A 16,127-nucleotide genomic window follows, 5' to 3' on the forward strand; every position below is an offset into this window, starting at 1 on the left:
AAAAATTCAATTGGCTTCTCCCATTGCTGTCCTTGATCCGCATGTTTGAATGATTACCCTGATTTGAACTATAGAAAGTGTACGTTATTAAAAATCGTATACACAAATTTCCATTCCGATACAGACCTGGAAATGTACAGGGTAAATTTACCAGACATTATTGATCGAACCATCCTGCCCAGAAAACGTGGATAATTCAGATACAGTACTATTTTGACAATGGACGTGCAGCATTGAAAAGATCGAAATAGGTCTTTTCCCGGGCAATTCCTTTGCTCTCCAGAACCTTGATACACCCCTCGATCATAGCAGGTTTACCACAGAGATAAGCCTCATACTGGCTCAGCTCACCATCAAGAGATCTGTCTACCACATCTGTAATCAAACCGCGCTCCCCGTTCCAGTCACTCTGAAGCGGTTCACCTGAGAGAGCTGGTATAAATCTGAAATCGGAAAGCCTGTTCTTAAGCTCCGCCATTTCATCAATGTAAAAAAGATCTTTTTGGGAGACGGCCCCGAAGAAAAACAGCACCTTCCTCTGGATATCATTATCAGCCATTGTTTTAAGAATTGATCTCACAGGCGCCATTCCCGAACCGCCAGCAATCATAAGCATTGGATTATTCGTATTTTGGATATAAAAATTGCCTCTTGGGCCGCTAAACCCTATTTCCTGCCCCTCCTGAAGAGAGTTTAAGACCCAGGGAGTAAATACTCCCTCTGGATTCAAACGGATATTCAATTCAACAAATGAGGTTTCTTTGCTTGAAGAGGCAATAGAAAATGGACGCATAGTAGTTTTGGAATCACCCCCGGGAGGCATTTTCAGAAGGATATATTGTCCGGGAAGAAATGAAATGGAATCTGGAGAGAGGAGCTTGAGCCTCAGTTCTACAATGTCCGGAGTGAGAAGTCTTTTTCTCTCAACCAGTGAACGAAAGTTCTGGGATGTCAAAAATTCAGGAGGAAGCTCGATATTCAAGGTTCCATGCGTGATAACCTGGCAACTCAGTCTGATTCCATCGGAACGCTCCTTATCAGAAAGCTTTGCCATTTCAGCGTCAGTAAGCGGCCCCGAATCACCGCGTATTTTTACTTTACATAATCCGCAGGTTCCCATACTGCCGCAAGCAGACGGCAGATGTATACCCTGGACTCTGAGAACATCGATCAATTTCTGGTCATCATCAACACTTAAGACTCTTGCTCCGCAGTTGATATCTATTGTTGCCATATTTGACCTTGATTCGCTTGATTTAAAGGTTTTCTTGATTATAGAAAAAGAGTTGTTTTACTTATAATAAACCTGAGAAAAGTCTCTTATTCCGATACCAATTTCGTCCTGATGAAGGAAGTGCCAGAATAAAATATATCCTTAAATTAAACTATTGGGCAGCTAATGCAAAGTACAGAAGCACCACCGCTCCAAGTACTATCCTGTAATAAGCAAAAGGCATGAAATCTTTTCTTCGGATATAGTTCATAAAAATGGCAATTACAGCCCAGGCTACAAGAAACGCGACTACAAATCCAACTGCAAGCACCATCCATTGCTGAGAAGAGAGGCTGAAACCCGATTTCAAAAGAGAATATCCTGAGGCCCCGATCATCGTTGGGATGGCCAGGAAAAATGAAAACTCCGCTGCGACAGCTCTCGATGCTCCCAGTGCCATAGCACCAAGGATTGTTGCCGCCGAACGGGATGTACCCGGTATCATTGCAAGGGTCTGAAAAAGACCGATACCAATCACTGCTCCAACAGTAAGAGACTGTACTGAGTCGAATCTGGTATTTTTTCCCTTTCTTTCCAGGATTATTAAAAATACACCGCCTATAACCAAAGCTATGGCCACGATATAGGGATTAAAAAGTTTCTTCTCAATAAAATCTGCAAACAACCCGCCGAGCAGAACCGCTGGAATTACCCCCAGAACAGTCTTCTCCCATATTTTCCAGACATCCCTTCTTTGCTGAGCTGATTTTTCCCGACTGAATGGATAGAGACGGTCCCAGAAGTAAACAACAACCGAGAGTATCGCCCCAAGTTGGATGACAATACTGAAGAGATTGGCAAAATCACCGGTAAAATCGATAAACTGATTCATCAGTATAAGATGACCGGTGCTGCTGATCGGAAGAAATTCGGTGATCCCTTCCACAATGCCTAAAATAACCGCCTTGAAAAACTCTTCCATTCCTTTCCTCTCTAATCCGGAAAATACCTGCCAGACAGGTGACAAACGAGGGGCCAATTTCCACTTTCATCAATGAAAATACCGGGCTATCTGTTTTTCAGTCCTGTAATCCTGTCGAGCGATTTTTCATTATTGTCAATTGAGATTGCCCTGTTTCCTGATTCTACCCGGGCATTACCCGGTAGCCACATAAAATAACTCCGGCCTCTTAAGCATTTCCAAAAATGGAGCAATCATCTGGAACAATTGTGCAGTATTCTGAAATGGTTATCCGACAGGATAACTGTCAAGAATGCAAGAATTACGCCGGAGATCCAGACCTCAGCCACAGCAGAAAATATGATTGAGGAACCAGATAGAAAAGCTCTTTCTGATTTGTGTGATCTCAGTTGTTCAAATCGAGAATCAGCCGGGAGTTCTTTCTCTCATTTGTAATCATAATATTTACTGACGAACCTGCAACCCTGCCTTCATTTGAACCAGATTGAATTATCCGCCCGGAAAGATCAGTTCTCATTATAGCAGTACCCTTTTGATTAACCAGACGATAACCGCTAAGAGGAGTCCTCACTGACACATCTTCCGGTGGAATATAACTTGTTTTACAATCACCCTCTCCATAGGTCACAAGCATTCCATATTCAGGAAATCTCCACTCCTTCCCGTCAGCATCAGTAAACAGGAAACAGTAATTCCGGCACACTTTCATCGATACTGCGGTTTTTGCATAGGTTCCCTTACCGGCAGTCCCCAGGTGAAGCCCCATCTCCCACTGCTGACCATCCACAACAACCATCGTTTTTTGTGGTTTCCTGTCAAGTGAATCGTAGTAGTTGGCCATGAAACGGATCGAATCTTTTATGAAGATATGGGAACCACCCGGAACAGGATGGTTCACAGCAGGCCTCCCGCCTCCAAAATCCTGTACCCAGAAATGGTTATACCTTACCGAACCATACGCATAACCCGCTCCCATCTCCCGGTAATTTTTGTTCATGATATTAACCCTGTGACCGTCAGAACCGGATTTGTCCCCAGCAGGCGGAGTGCCATCCATAATCCACTGCCTCATGGATTCCTGCGGATGCTCCCGTCCTGAAGCAATATTCTCTGCAATAGAATGGCTGTTTTTATAATAGGATGTAATCCGGGCAGACCAGCTATCTCCATTGCAGGAATTATGCTGCAGACCACAGTTCTGTGACATATCTCCAGCATGAGCCCTTGCAGCTCTGTTCAGATCAACCTGCCAGTAAAGCGGCCGCACTGCCGGATAAGAACCCGGCAGCAGAATCTGGTAATCACCAACGTATTCATCCCTGTATCCCACCGGATCCATCCTGCAGGCATTTGTAAGTACAATCGTCGCCCTCTCCTGCCAGTTGGGCAGATCTGGATAAGCAAGATCAGGATCCCCATATCCCCTCTCCTGAGCAGAGATTGTCCGCAAAGAAAATAAAACCACTGTAAAAACGACCCACAGAGAGATCAGTGTTTTTTTCATAAGAAACATCCCCTTCTGAAAGAACCGGAATAAAACCTGTGCCCAGTCATTAGTTGTCAGTGGCCGGAGATTGGATTATTATTTTGATTCCATTATTCGACGTTGGATTAAAAAATATTCGATACCGATTCCGATACCGATACCGATCCCGACCTGAAGAATGGAACATTACTAAGATCCATTGTACAATTATCGCCTCTTCTTCTACCAGAAAAGTACGACAGCACGACAAGACAAAATGGAAATCCGGTATACAATATTCGTTTCTTCTTCCACCAGTAAAGACTAAGAAGCCAGCCAATCCTGCCCAACTTGTAATTGTCCTTCGCTAATGGTATCCGGCCAGAAATCATAGAAATTATACCACTGGCAGGGAAACTCTTTCGCAACCGACTCAAGAGTTTTTACATAAGCATCCATCGCGGCACTGATCAGCTTCTGCCTCTCCTCCCTGTCAGAATACCTGATAACCACCGGGTCAAATGCCCTGAAAGTATAGTGTTTCCAGCTTGTTTTGAGAGCATAAAAGGGTATAAGCGCAGCACCAGTCACAGCAGCTATATCAAAGGGACCCGATGGAAAAAGTGCCTCTCTGCCAAGAAACTCAATCCTCCTCCCCCGCTGATTCCCCATAATCCGGTCTCCATGCATGCAGATTATTTCGCCCCTTCGCAATGCATTTACTATCTCTATCATAGAATCGGGTGAATCCAAGGTAATATTTATGATATTAACATCTCTGTTATTTAATGCCCTGCTGAAAGTTTTCTTCGTCTCCTCACTCTCTATATCATACATCAGGAGATTTACCCGCACATTTAATCTTTCCTTAAGGAGATTTCCCGCAACCTCCCAGTTCCCCATGTGAGCACCAAGCAAAATCACACCCTTGCCTCTTGATACATACTCAGCTATGACATCTTCCCTTAAAAAAGTATAAGAGAAAAGGCTTTTTTCAGAGAGCAGATAAGCATAACGATCGATAAGAGAGGTGCCAAAAGAGTAGAAATGCCGGTAATAGTCCAGAATTGTGGTTTTCAAACCCAATCTTGACCTGAATTCTTTAATTACTTTTCTGGACTTTTTATCAAGAAGTGTATACTGGGTGGCGGCAAAAAAGAGGACAAAATAAGCAGGATTAAGGCCGAATCTGGAAATTATCACATTAAAGATTCTGTTGCCGAGGTTATTTTCCCTGCTTTTGCCCACCCAGTTATCGCCGGAACTATCTTTCATACATTGAAAGATAGTAATAACCGGAAAAATTGAAAAGAGCCGAATCTCTGCTTAATAGATGGAAGGGAAAAACAGCAACAGAACTATCCATCCGAAAACTCCAGCCAGGATTCCATAAATTAAGCATACCGGAAGATTTCTTTTTATTACCAGTCCCTCTTTTCCAATCAACCCCACGGTTGTGAGAACAGCAACCACATTATGAATACAGATCATATTTCCGGCTGCTGCCCCGATTGTCTGCAAGGCAAGTACCGGTGTGACAGGCAATGATGCCGCAATAGCAGTCCCATACTGGAAAGGTCCAAACATTATGTTAGACACCGTGGCACTTCCTGAAACAAACGCCCCCAGAACCCCCACAAACGGAGCCATCAGATACCAGATCCTTCCCGTGTAAGCTGCCGCAGCTTTAGCAAGTACTATGAGCATTGAATCCCTGCCCGATGCCCCGCCGGTGTTCATCATTATGTAAACCATCCCCAACGCAAAAACCAACGCTATGGATGCCGGCACTATCATGTGCAACACTTCCACCCAGGCCCTCGATGCTGCCTTCCAGTTAAGTTTATGCAGCCAGGGGATAAACAGAGCCACAAGCAGAAAAGGAAAAATACCCGGATTGTAGAGAGGCGTGATAGCCCTGCTGAAGCTAGTACCTAAAATCTCACTCCAGCCTATAGACCAGGCCTTCAATACCGGAATTAACCCGAAGATTTCTACCCGGCTGAAAAGCAGTAGCACTCCAATCAGGATATAGGGAATCCAGGCTTTTACCGGGCCAATTTTACGTTTCATCCCCAGAGACATGTCCTCCGCCTTTGTTTTCAGCACCCCCTCCCAGTCAGAAGGCCATTTATCTCTGGAAGGAAAATCCCAATGTCCCGGAGCAGAAAGGATTTTAAATTTGATCAGAAACACAAAAATCAGAAGACCAATCAGGGAGCCCAATAGCGTAGGGAGCTCAGGGCCGATAAAAAAAGCGATTAAAGCCTGGGGAAGTGTAAAAAGGAACCCGGCTACAATAGCAACAGGCCAGATCTTTAATCCCTGTCTGAAAGTTCCCCCCGAAATCTTAACCATGAGCATTACTATAAAAAGAGGTATAACCGAGCCGGAAAGGAAATTGATAATTCCAGCAAACGCCCCGATATTATTAATAAAGTCGCTGAACTGCAGAACTGTGCCATTGACACTCACAGGCCATCCAGTAAGAGTCCTGATAGCCTCAAATCCACCCCAGATCGGCACACCTACAGCCCCGAACACAACAGGGACACTGTCTGCAATGAGTGTGACAACAGCCGCTACAAGCGGCGGGAAACCCATTCCCACCAACAGCGGAGCCCCGATAGCAGCAGGAGTCCCAAACCCCGCTGCCCCCTCAAGAAAACTCCCCATAAACCATGCAATTATGATTACCTGAATGCGACGATCAGAGCTTAAACTTGCCATCGACTCCGAAATCCCGTCAATACCACCACTGCGTCTCATAAGCTGGAGTATGAGAAGAGCCCCGAATACTATTATCAGAATATCAATGGCGTTGATAATTCCGGAGATAGCCGCGGCTGTAACCCATCTCAGAGGCATATCCCAGGCCAGCATAGCTATCAGAACAGTAAGAAAAAAACCAACCGGCATAGCCTTGGCCGATGGCCAAAGCAATCCCAGCATCAGAAAACCAACAACAAGAATCGGAATCAATGCTAAAATGACTAACACCGGTTTTCCTTTCTTAAAAGAGATAGTTCAAAGAGATAAAAGAGCAATAGCAACTTTTTTACCACTGATTAACCTGATTAAAGATGATTACAGTGTACTTGATTAACATAAATTAAGGGGCATTATAATCTTTTTTATCTATAGAAGAGATTCTGTGATTTTGTTAAAATGTTTCTCTTACCTTGATTATTTTGATCAGGAAATGATATTCTTGTTTTATTGTATCCGAATCATGGTTAGCTTTAAAAAGAGAAAAAAAATGTCTGGATCACTGAAAGCTCAGCTCTCTCTCCTTTTCCTGCTTCTTGCTCTCTCTGCCCACTCAGAAGAAAAAAAAAGCGGATTTTCTTTTCTGCCTGAAACTCACCTCGGCTCTCATCTGAAAACTTTCTTTTTGCACAAAGATTCTGAATTCGAGGAAAAATACTTTATTGAATTGAGTCTTCATATCGATTTTGCCCTCTTCTCGATAGGCGACCGCTTTTTTCACAAATGGGATTACCGTCAGATAACAGGGATGGGAAAACAGGATGGAATCATTATCTTTGATCCCAGAGATGCCTCCTATCATGCGAATGCATGGTTCGAGTACAGATTTGATAATTTGATTGTCCAGGCAGGACTGGAACATCCCTGTTACCATCAAATCGACCGAAGTGAAATTCCTTCTCTTTACTGGAATAAAATTTTTATCGGCCTTCAATCCCCAACCTCTTTCCAATATCCCGGGGATATCGGTTCCGCAGAAAGATTTATTGACCGTTTCTCCTGGAACGCCAGGTGGGGCTTTTTTTTGCGAAAACGCGGCCAGAATAAAAACACGCCCATCTCCGCCAAAACAGTCACCAGCACAAGCGAACTGACACTTGATTTAAGCTACGCTGCATACACCTGGAGAAAAATGACAGTCCGGGTAACCGGACAGTCGCTCCTGGGAGGAGCCACTGACGGAACTTACTGGTCGCAAACATTCGGGACATCAGTCGAATTTCACAACCGTATCCTTACCGGGGATTTATTTGTTAACTATATCCTCGATGATGTATTCTGGGTTCTCAGCAGAGATAAACTTCTCGAGGTGGGAATAAGAATCAGGAAATAACAATAGGAGTAATAGTTCTCTAAAACTTTCTCTTAAACCGGAGGCACCTGTCATGCTCACTAGAAGAAGATTTCTGATCAAGGAAAGAGTAGGACTTCTGAAACTTTCCGACAGATACGATATTTTCGATCCAGACAGCGGTGATCTGATCGGATTCGCGCAGGAAAAGATATCGGGCCTGTTGAAGGTGCTAAGGCTTGTGGGAAATAAAATTCTCCTTCCCACAAAAGTGGAGATAAGAGATAACAACGAGCAGCTTCTGTTCAGTATCAACAAAGGCTTTCAATTCTTCAGAGCAAAAGTAACCATCTCAGACAGTGAAGACAACCAGGTCGGCTTTTTCAAAAGCAAGCTTTTTTCTCCCGGCGGAGGATTTTTTGTATTCGACAACAATGAAAGGCTTGTAGCGGAAATCAGGGGAGACTGGAAAGGATGGAATTTCCGGTTTATCGGAGCTAATGGAAATCAGATCGGTGTTGTGACCAAAAAATGGGCAGGGATAGGAAAGGAACTATTCACATCCGCAGACAACTACCTGATTTCACTGGACGAAGGTGAAGGAGACACAGCTAAGGGATTACTGCTGCTGGCAGCAGGTCTGGCGATCGATATTGTATATAAGACATCGAGGTAGCAGAGGAAAAGAGACCTGAAGCTGAAAATTCAGCTATCAGGTCAATATCTTTCCAGGGAAGCAAGACTGGATGCCTGTTTTCACAGGCATGACGCCTAAAGGTAAGGATTTACTTAAAAAATACACCCTCTCCCCCATTCGTCATTTCTCCAGGAAAGCAGAATTTACTCTACGAAACTTCCTCTTATCACAATTGGCTGGTTCAAAGGATTTCCGCTGACCATTATAAATCTCACCGGATCTTTTGCATCCACCTGAATAACCCCTGTTTTCTTCAAAAAAAGTGCTTCATGAGCCATCAGGGGTCCATACTCGGTCTCTACCTCTCCGCTGTAAACATAGAGAAAACCGTTATGGAATGGTATCGGAAGACTCAATGAGGAGGCACCGGAAAGTCTGAAGTCTTTAAATTGAGCAGGTGTGAAATGCTTTACAGGTGAATTACCGCCAAGAATGGTGCGTATCTCCACGTTTCCATTCACTTCTGTCTTTATCTGCTCAGGATTGACCTGCTGATATTCCGGTTCGCTCCTTTTAAGGTGTATAGGGAGATTGATCCAGAGCTGAAACCCGTGACAACCCTCATCACTGCCCGGCATCTCAGAGTGCACAATACCCTTCCCTGCGCTGAATCTCTGCGCTCCCCCTTCCAAAACCGTTGTATCGTTTCCCAGAGTATCTTTGTGCCTGAACGCTCCATCGATCATATAGGTGACAGCCTCAAAACCCCTGTGCTGATGTTCAGGAAAACCCGTTCCCTTTTTCACGAAAAACTCATCGAGCAACACAAAAGGATCAAAACTGCCATATTCAGGCGAAGGGAAAAGCCGCCATATCCTCACCCCTGCCCCATCCTCTATCGCTGCAGCAGCCACCTTGACTGGTCTGTCCATACTAAACCCTCCTTAGTGACATTATAGCAAATACGAGAGCACTCCTTAAACGGACAATACCCTTAAAGACAGTACGTATTCTCCCGTAAAAAATGGCAATCCTTGATTTTCTTTTCTGCCTGTTATATTCTTAGTGTTTAATTTTTTATTTAACCCATGAAACTGCGGAGAATTAAATGCCTCAGGCCAAGCGACCTACAAAAAAAGCGATGAGCAACACAACCAAATGTCCCAGATGCATGTCAAGGGGTTATGATATCGTTGAAAAACCCAACTTTTTCGAGAGAATAGTATTTATGGGTTGTGTAGTTTACAAATGCCGTAAGTGCGGAAAAAAGTGGGGAGGATAAGTCTACACCGCAATCCTCTCTGCCTCTCTTAACACAGCGATCAGTTCATCAGTTGATCCGGCTCTGAAGATCCGGTCTCTTATTGCAGAGACTCCCGGAAGACCCTTTACATAACGTGCCGTGTGCTTTTTCATCTCCCGGTATGCACGAGCCTCACCGTATATCTCTTTGTACCTTTCTATATGTCTCAGCGCTGTTTCGATTTTCATCTCCGGGGTAACTGCCATCTCCTCCCTGCCCTCCGGAGATCTTTTCACCTGAGAGAAGATCCATGGGTTCCCAAATGCCCCCCGTCCTATCATAACCGAATCACATCCGGTACTCCTGAACATCTCCAGGGCATCAGATGCAGTCACGATATCCCCGTTTCCAATGACCGGAATCGAGAGTACCTTTTTGACTTCCGCAATTCTTTCCCAGTAAGAATGTCCTGAAAACCCCATGGTCTGAGAACGTGGGTGAAGGGTAAGAGCAGCGGCGCCACACTGCTGGGCAGTAACAGCAAACTCCACATCAACCCACTTATACCTCTCCCATCCTGAGCGGATCTTGACAGTCACAGGAACAGGTACTGCCCCTGCTACAGAACGCACGATTTCCCCAAACAGCTTCTGATCCTTCAGAAGCCCGGAACCGCCATTCTTTTTCACAACCTTGGCCACCGGACATCCGGCGTTAATGTCTATGAAATCGGGGCTTGCCTTTTTGTAAATGATCTCGGCGGCTCTTGCCATGTGATCAGGATTTGCCCCGAAAAGCTGAATCCCGATCGGACGCTCCTTCTGCTCAAACGTCAGGAGCTCCTCAGTAGCTTTCGAACCGTGCAGCAGTCCCTCGGCACTCACCATTTCCGAAAAGAGTATATCTGCACCGAACTCTTTACAAATACATCGAAATACTGTCTCTGTGATCCCTGCCATGGGAGCAAGTATGACTTTTCTGCCTTTAAACATAAGAGTAAAAATAAATCCCTTCCGAAATCCTTTCTTTAAAAAACTGAATGGTATAATTCAGAGACAATACCCATACCGGAACCGGAATCGAGAACAATGAAATCGATCCCGATGCCAATACCGAATAAGAGCAATAAAGTCAGCAGACATCACTGGGTTTAATAATAACTACCGGCTGAAACCAGAAGATATTTAATACCTGAAAAACCGGTATCGCGGGATGATCTTTTCCCGGATGCATTTCAACAGAGTTTTCCCCATCTTAACGCACACATGGCACAATAGCCATGGCCGTTTTCCAGATCGGTACTGTTTCTTAATTCCTGATATGTCGCAGTTGGGTTTTGGGAGTAATAAATGGCATTTCTGACCGACCGCATAGTTTTATCATTCCATATTTTGTAAACATCATCCACATAGATATTACCAAGCCTGTATTCTCCGGCGTTTACGCGATTTATCTTCCCTTCCACCATTTCCTCGATATGCTTATCCCCGGGCTTTTCCTTGTTCAGGCTCCCGTACATATAGCAGCAGGGATAAATCTCCCCATCAATGCCGACCACTACAGAAGTAAAGGGTTCTGCACAACCTTTCGGAGCAGTATAATTTTTCAGATAATGTGGTCTTTCGGGATAAAACTCTTTATATGTTTCTTTCGTTGTCCCAGGGTAAATAACATTAAAATCGAATCCGAATTGACGGCAAAAACTGCCAATTTCTTCCAGATAGAGTTCAGTTTGCTTAGTGATAAGACTCTGAATACCAATAATGACATCAGACCGCAATTCAGCAAGACGCTTCAGGTTTCCAAGAACTCTGACCAAATCTCCGCGCGGCCTCATGGCCGCATAAATATCATGCCTGAAAGAATCAATGGAAAACTGAACTATGGTCTGCGGCGGAAGGGCCATTATTTTCTCATCAGTCCAAAGCATACCATTTGTAACCATGTGCATTTTCAATTGAAATCTTTTGATGACTTCCATTATCTTAAGCCATTCAGGATGCAGTAACGGCTCACCATGTCCAAGAATAACTATTCTCTGCAGGGTAGGCAGCTTGTTAATAATCTCTTCAATTTTTTCTACAGAAAGGAATCTGTGCTTTAACTTATCGACATTGCACAATGCGCATTTGAGGTTACACCCGATCATAATCTCCAGCATCAAGGAAACCAGATTCGGCCTGGGCAATGGAGCTACAATCATTTTTTCTTCCGGAAGATGTGCAGAAGTTTTTTCTGCAACGGTATTTCTGACAGCAGTATCACTTTCCACCATATACGTGTCCCTTCCAACTAATCATTACATATATCATATATATCGTATACGGAGATAATTTCCTTGAGTCATTTGTGACTCCAAAGCTTTACACCACCCTGTCGGTCAAGTGTAAACACAGGGAACACTTTCTTTTCAGTTTCTTTCCAACTGCCGGATTGTTCATAATTCTCTCTGTATAAAGAATATTTCTCTTTTTGTCATCAAACAATTTCGTAATACACATCCTCAACCTTTTTAACAGCCTCTTCCCATGTGAATTTCGATGCCAGTTCCCGTAACTCCTCTGTGGGCCCCTTATCCATGGCTCTTAAAACCGCATCACGAATAGACTCCGGAGAATCCGGTTCACAATACTCACAGAGGTCACCCAGATAATCCCTGATCGCACCCCAGCTCGAGGCAACAGTCGCACACCCATACCGTGCAGCTTCCAGTGTTACAAGTCCGGGCAGTTCGTACCAGCTTGGAAGGCAGTGTACTCTTGCAGCCCTGAATGCAGAGACAAGCATCTTATCTGTTAACCGTCCAGTAAACAGTGTGGTTCCTTTTCTCCTGAAAGCTTTGCAAAACGAGGCATACATAGGATCGTAGGAAAAACCGGCATCAGCAAATACAACCGGGATATTGTCATTCTCAAGGGCTTTTAGCAGCATCAATTGATTTTTCCGGATTTCCAGTCTTCCGACACACAATACGAAATTCTCCAGTCCATAAGTCTTTTTGAACAGGTCCCCGGAAATTTCAGTGTCAATTATACTTGACCCGAAAGGGATAACAGAGATTTTTGCAGACTGGAAGAGTTTCTGCAGGTATGAGGCTTCCGTGTTGCCGCATGCAAGCAGTCTGTGGGCATACAGGGCAGTAATTTTTGATGTCTGAGGACTAACAGGAACAGCTTTGGAAAGCATCTGCTTAAATCCATCAAATAATCCCGGATCCTGACCCTGCCTTATATAATTCTCGAAAAACTCCTTGGTAATTAACGCTTTTTTCAAATATAGCGGCATATCTTCCTGAAGTGAAGTGACTACAAATGGTTTGCGGTACTTTATCGCGTTGTTAAGGAACTTCTCAAGTTCCTGAGGCAGGCACATATTGAATGAATGAACAATATCATACCCGCTGAGATTTACATCCGCATCAGTCGATAAATCTACCGTGTGCCCGCGTGATTCCAGTTGTTCCTGAAGACGTTTCTGGACAACAGAATCACCTCCGGGCATATTTAATGAGTTAGCCCTGTTTTGAAAGAGAATTTTCAATTTTTTCCTGTTTAATGATGATACCGACCGGTCTTAAAAACAGGTCTGAAACTCTCTATTGCCCCCTCTATTTTTTTTACCAATTCCGTTCGGGGCTGTGTATTTCTGTATTCATCGTAATAGCACAGAGCCTTAACATAATTCTTCTGCTCAAACAGTGTGACAATCGTATTTACAAATTCACTGTGCCCCGGAGCAGGTCGTATTTTGTCCCTATCCGGGATATCATCAAAGGACCCTGTCTCTGAAAAATCAATACAACCCTCGAATGCTGTTTTCTGGTAACAGAATGGAAGCAGCAGTGATGAAAAAACTGCTACGAGGTTGCTTTCAACCGATGGACAGTTTCCATGCATGGCAGGTTCGATAAATGGAAGAATAGAGGGATTCTCCTTAATTATCATGCTGCGCCAGGCCTGGTTTTTCACAGCAATTATCTGAATTATGTCGCTTAGAATCACTCTTTTCATTGTGGACGACAGAGATGAACCCATTATCGCCCGCATCAGATTGATAGTAAGGGTAGTGTAAGGTTTTTCAGCCCCTCCCAGTCCCTTGCTTATTGCATCCATCTGTTCCTGAGCGGTTCGGCCATTAAGACGGTAGTAAAAGAGTTTTTCAGAGATAAACTGTACTTCACCAATCAGAGAAATAAGAAGCAGGTAGATGACATCATTGCCATAACATTTAATATCCAGTCTGATTTTTTCAAGTACATCTCTTCTGTATAATCCATAGGAATTATATCCGACATTGGTTTCATTAAAAAATTGATGCCACTCTGCTGCGCAGTCCCATACCCACTGTATGCAGCGGTGGATACGGAAATTCACATGGAACACCCTTGGGAGAGAGAAATTGTACAGCAGGAACAGCCATTACCACCGATGGATTCGCATCGAGACATTCGACACATCTTTTTAGAAATGACGGATGCCATTGATCATCATGTGATGCCATCTGGTAATAAATCCCCTTTGAGGCCATCGAGAACGCTTTTTGCCCATTATCATTCATCCCGTAATTGCGGTCACGCCTGTAGTAAGTTATACGGGAATCATGTGCTGCATAACTCCGGCAAAGCTCTTCTGTTCCGTCGGTAGAAGCATTGTCGCAGATTACAAATTCAAAGTCTCCATACTCCTGAGCCAGAAGAGACTCTATCGCCAGTTTGAGCAGATCACCCCCATTATACACCGGCATTCCAATACTTACACGTGGTTTTCCATCTGATTTGTTCATTTTGCCCATTTATTCAAGTTAAGTTTACAATCTTATAAGCTTTTACGGTTCCTTGAATTCCTCAGGATAATTCTCCAGTGTTTTGCAAGTGGACTCTGATACGAAAATCGCGTTTGCTGTCCATAACCGTCCCGCCCTCGTAAATAGAAAAGGACTTAAAATCCCAGAGCAGGTAAGAATGTTTTTCCAGAAAGGCAGAGATGGAAAGCAAACTGCTTTGTCCGCTGTAGTTCTCCGCAAAGAGGACTTCCGAATAGATAAGTCTTATCGCGCCGTTTTTCAGGAGGCTGTCTGCTCCCTGAACATCTATCTTCAGAATATCAATTTCTTTAACCCCATTACGTTTACAATAGCTGTCCAGTGTTCCTGTTTTAACCTCGATTTTGTCATAATCGCAGTTGCCTTTTACACTTTTCTTTCTGATAATGGGATCGGGTTCAAGCAGTGACGATGCGCTCTTACACCTTGTTGAATAAAAGGTTCTAACGCCTTCAGTTTCAGCAAGCGCAAGATTTTCAAGTGAAATACCATCTGTCCCGCCAAATTGTCGCACGAGTGTTTCAAAACAGTCCGGCAGAGGCTCGAACGATGTAATTTTACATTCCGGAAATAACCTGCGGTACCCTTCGATACTCTGGCCGATATTTGCACCCACATCGAATATCAAAGGATCCCTGCCAATCTCCAGCCGTCTTATAAACTCTTTCTGACGAATGAAAAACTTTTCTTCTGCCTGGGGGTTAATGTATGACATTATTTGTTCTCCTGCCTGACTCGTTTCAGATATCCCGACGGGGCCGCAGTCACAACAAGCTTCGCTTCTATCTCCTCATCAACAATAAAATCATTATTATTCGTCAGAAACTCCCTGATCGCGGTTCTGGGGTTATTACCCGGCCCCCAGTCACGGTCGGAATAAAACCCCTCCGGCATATCCTCTATTATTCCATCAAAGACAACACAATAACTGCCCACTGAGACCAGGCCGGAATAAAGCTGCAGCTCACGAAGAACATGAGCGTGAGTGTGATTTGAATCAAGACTGACCATCACACTCCGGTATTTCCCTGCAATATCATATACCTGCTTTGCAATTGCATCATCGATACTGGAACCCTCTATCATTTTTATCCGATGACTCATTGGATGTTTTTCTATTTCAGCACGATTATGCGCCCTGATATCGATGTCTACTCCCAGTACAATACCATCATTGCCCAGAAGTTCCAGCATAGATGCAGAATAAATCAGTGAACCTCCATGGGCAATACCGATCTCCAGAATACACTCAGGTTTAACCCTCCATATAATTTCTTGTAAAGCAACGATATCCTGCGGGTATTGAATGATCGGACGGCCAAACCATGTGAAATTATAACTATACTTTGTTCTCAGTGTCTCAAAGAGAAATGATTTGCCGCTTTTCTGAAGATTCTCATCTGAAGGATAACTAAGAATCCGTTCCCTGCACTCCTCTTTGAACTCTTCAACAGGATTACCCTTAATGGTATTCTCCTTTAAATCCTCCATACAATTTCCTCTTTCTCTCAGTAGTCTTCCTGCAGCCTTATTTCCGTTCCTCTGAAACCTATATTGTCAAGGTAAAAACGCATTTGTTTCCGGTAATTTATTCCTGTGAGTACAACATAATCTGAAGGCAGAGCCTCTTTGAGCACATCAGGTGGAAATATCCTCATTCCACCTATTGTCTTCGACTGCTTGTGAACATCGCCATCTACATAGGC

General features: G+C 43.9%; 17 protein-coding genes. 3 read left to right on the top strand and 14 right to left on the bottom strand.

Going from position 1 to position 16,127, the window contains the following annotated elements; all coding sequences use genetic code 11:
- Window positions 1-208: 208 nt before the first annotated feature.
- The 5 genes from GX089_15855 to GX089_15875 form a co-directional block, all read right to left on the bottom strand.
- Window positions 209-1,234: a 2Fe-2S iron-sulfur cluster binding domain-containing protein gene (locus GX089_15855; protein ID NLP03968.1), complete on the bottom strand. Its 1,026-nt coding sequence runs from the start codon at window positions 1,232-1,234 to the stop codon at window positions 209-211.
- 151 nt (window positions 1,235-1,385) lie between these two features.
- Window positions 1,386-2,195 carry an undecaprenyl-diphosphate phosphatase gene (locus GX089_15860; GenBank protein NLP03969.1) on the bottom strand — a complete coding sequence of 270 codons (810 nt, stop codon included), beginning with the start codon at window positions 2,193-2,195 and terminating at the stop codon, window positions 1,386-1,388.
- A 385-nt stretch (window positions 2,196-2,580) separates the two neighbouring features.
- A complete protein-coding gene (locus tag GX089_15865) occupies window positions 2,581-3,699 on the bottom strand; it encodes a CAP domain-containing protein (GenBank protein ID NLP03970.1) in 1,119 nt (372 codons plus the stop codon).
- Between the two features lie 285 nt (window positions 3,700-3,984).
- On the bottom strand, window positions 3,985-4,863 hold the full coding sequence (locus GX089_15870; GenBank protein ID NLP03971.1) for a hypothetical protein: 879 nt from the start codon (window positions 4,861-4,863) through the stop codon (window positions 3,985-3,987).
- Between the two features lie 123 nt (window positions 4,864-4,986).
- Entirely contained in the window at window positions 4,987-6,660 is a 1,674-nt protein-coding gene (locus GX089_15875; protein NLP03972.1) for an L-lactate permease, read from the bottom strand.
- Between the two features lie 259 nt (window positions 6,661-6,919).
- Between GX089_15875 and GX089_15880 the strand changes: the two genes are divergently transcribed.
- On the top strand, window positions 6,920-7,762 hold the full coding sequence (locus tag GX089_15880; GenBank protein NLP03973.1) for a hypothetical protein: 843 nt from the start codon (window positions 6,920-6,922) through the stop codon (window positions 7,760-7,762).
- A 52-nt stretch (window positions 7,763-7,814) separates the two neighbouring features.
- Complete coding sequence (locus GX089_15885; protein NLP03974.1) at window positions 7,815-8,396, top strand: oxidoreductase; 582 nt, start codon at window positions 7,815-7,817, stop codon at window positions 8,394-8,396.
- A 164-nt stretch (window positions 8,397-8,560) separates the two neighbouring features.
- Here the strand turns inward: GX089_15885 and GX089_15890 are convergent, their stop codons facing one another.
- Window positions 8,561-9,289, bottom strand: coding sequence for a pirin family protein (locus tag GX089_15890; GenBank protein ID NLP03975.1), 729 nt, complete (start codon window positions 9,287-9,289; stop codon window positions 8,561-8,563).
- A 176-nt stretch (window positions 9,290-9,465) separates the two neighbouring features.
- Here GX089_15890 and GX089_15895 point away from each other — a divergent pair, with 176 nt between their 5' ends.
- On the top strand, window positions 9,466-9,639 hold the full coding sequence (locus GX089_15895; GenBank protein ID NLP03976.1) for a hypothetical protein: 174 nt from the start codon (window positions 9,466-9,468) through the stop codon (window positions 9,637-9,639).
- 2 nt (window positions 9,640-9,641) lie between these two features.
- Here the strand turns inward: GX089_15895 and dusB are convergent, their stop codons facing one another.
- From dusB to GX089_15935, 8 genes are all read right to left on the bottom strand, one after another.
- Window positions 9,642-10,592, bottom strand: a complete 951-nt coding sequence (gene dusB, locus GX089_15900) for a tRNA dihydrouridine synthase DusB (protein ID NLP03977.1) — start codon at window positions 10,590-10,592, stop codon at window positions 9,642-9,644.
- 242 nt (window positions 10,593-10,834) lie between these two features.
- A complete protein-coding gene (locus GX089_15905) occupies window positions 10,835-11,875 on the bottom strand; it encodes a radical SAM protein (GenBank protein ID NLP03978.1) in 1,041 nt (346 codons plus the stop codon).
- A 203-nt stretch (window positions 11,876-12,078) separates the two neighbouring features.
- Window positions 12,079-13,140 (bottom strand): glycosyltransferase family 4 protein, encoded by a 1,062-nt coding sequence (locus GX089_15910; protein NLP03979.1) that lies wholly within the window; start codon window positions 13,138-13,140, stop codon window positions 12,079-12,081.
- 11 nt (window positions 13,141-13,151) lie between these two features.
- Complete coding sequence (locus GX089_15915; protein NLP03980.1) at window positions 13,152-13,973, bottom strand: hypothetical protein; 822 nt, start codon at window positions 13,971-13,973, stop codon at window positions 13,152-13,154.
- A complete protein-coding gene (locus GX089_15920) occupies window positions 13,903-14,382 on the bottom strand; it encodes a glycosyltransferase family 2 protein (protein NLP03981.1) in 480 nt (159 codons plus the stop codon). Before GX089_15920 ends, GX089_15915 begins: the two co-directional genes overlap by 71 nt.
- Before the next feature lie 61 nt (window positions 14,383-14,443).
- Window positions 14,444-15,136 carry an FkbM family methyltransferase gene (locus GX089_15925; protein NLP03982.1) on the bottom strand — a complete coding sequence of 231 codons (693 nt, stop codon included), beginning with the start codon at window positions 15,134-15,136 and terminating at the stop codon, window positions 14,444-14,446.
- Entirely contained in the window at window positions 15,136-15,912 is a 777-nt protein-coding gene (locus GX089_15930) for a cephalosporin hydroxylase (GenBank protein NLP03983.1), read from the bottom strand. Before GX089_15930 ends, GX089_15925 begins: the two co-directional genes overlap by 1 nt.
- Before the next feature lie 17 nt (window positions 15,913-15,929).
- Window positions 15,930-16,127, bottom strand: a 198-nt coding sequence (locus tag GX089_15935; protein ID NLP03984.1) for a hypothetical protein, incomplete at its 5' end; no start/stop codon positions are given.

Source organism: Fibrobacter sp., assembly GCA_012523595.1.
Classification (GTDB): Bacteria; Fibrobacterota; Chitinivibrionia; order Chitinivibrionales; family Chitinispirillaceae; genus JAAYIG01.

What these genes read in the sequence shown, in the direction of transcription:
- GX089_15880 (NLP03973.1), top strand. Translation starts at nt 6,920, where the DNA reads ATGTCTGGATCACTGAAAGCTCAGCTCTCTCTCCTTTTCCTGCTTCTT.
- GX089_15860 (NLP03969.1), bottom strand. Translation starts at nt 2,195, where the DNA reads ATGGAAGAGTTTTTCAAGGCGGTTATTTTAGGCATTGTGGAAGGGATC.
- GX089_15865 (NLP03970.1), bottom strand. Translation starts at nt 3,699, where the DNA reads ATGAAAAAAACACTGATCTCTCTGTGGGTCGTTTTTACAGTGGTTTTA.
- GX089_15925 (NLP03982.1), bottom strand. Translation starts at nt 15,136, where the DNA reads ATGTCATACATTAACCCCCAGGCAGAAGAAAAGTTTTTCATTCGTCAG.
- GX089_15930 (NLP03983.1), bottom strand. Translation starts at nt 15,912, where the DNA reads ATGGAGGATTTAAAGGAGAATACCATTAAGGGTAATCCTGTTGAAGAG.
- GX089_15920 (NLP03981.1), bottom strand. Translation starts at nt 14,382, where the DNA reads ATGAACAAATCAGATGGAAAACCACGTGTAAGTATTGGAATGCCGGTG.
- GX089_15855 (NLP03968.1), bottom strand. Translation starts at nt 1,234, where the DNA reads ATGGCAACAATAGATATCAACTGCGGAGCAAGAGTCTTAAGTGTTGAT.
- GX089_15885 (NLP03974.1), top strand. Translation starts at nt 7,815, where the DNA reads ATGCTCACTAGAAGAAGATTTCTGATCAAGGAAAGAGTAGGACTTCTG.
- GX089_15905 (NLP03978.1), bottom strand. Translation starts at nt 11,875, where the DNA reads ATGGTGGAAAGTGATACTGCTGTCAGAAATACCGTTGCAGAAAAAACT.
- GX089_15895 (NLP03976.1), top strand. Translation starts at nt 9,466, where the DNA reads ATGCCTCAGGCCAAGCGACCTACAAAAAAAGCGATGAGCAACACAACC.
- dusB (NLP03977.1), bottom strand. Translation starts at nt 10,592, where the DNA reads ATGTTTAAAGGCAGAAAAGTCATACTTGCTCCCATGGCAGGGATCACA.
- GX089_15890 (NLP03975.1), bottom strand. Translation starts at nt 9,289, where the DNA reads ATGGACAGACCAGTCAAGGTGGCTGCTGCAGCGATAGAGGATGGGGCA.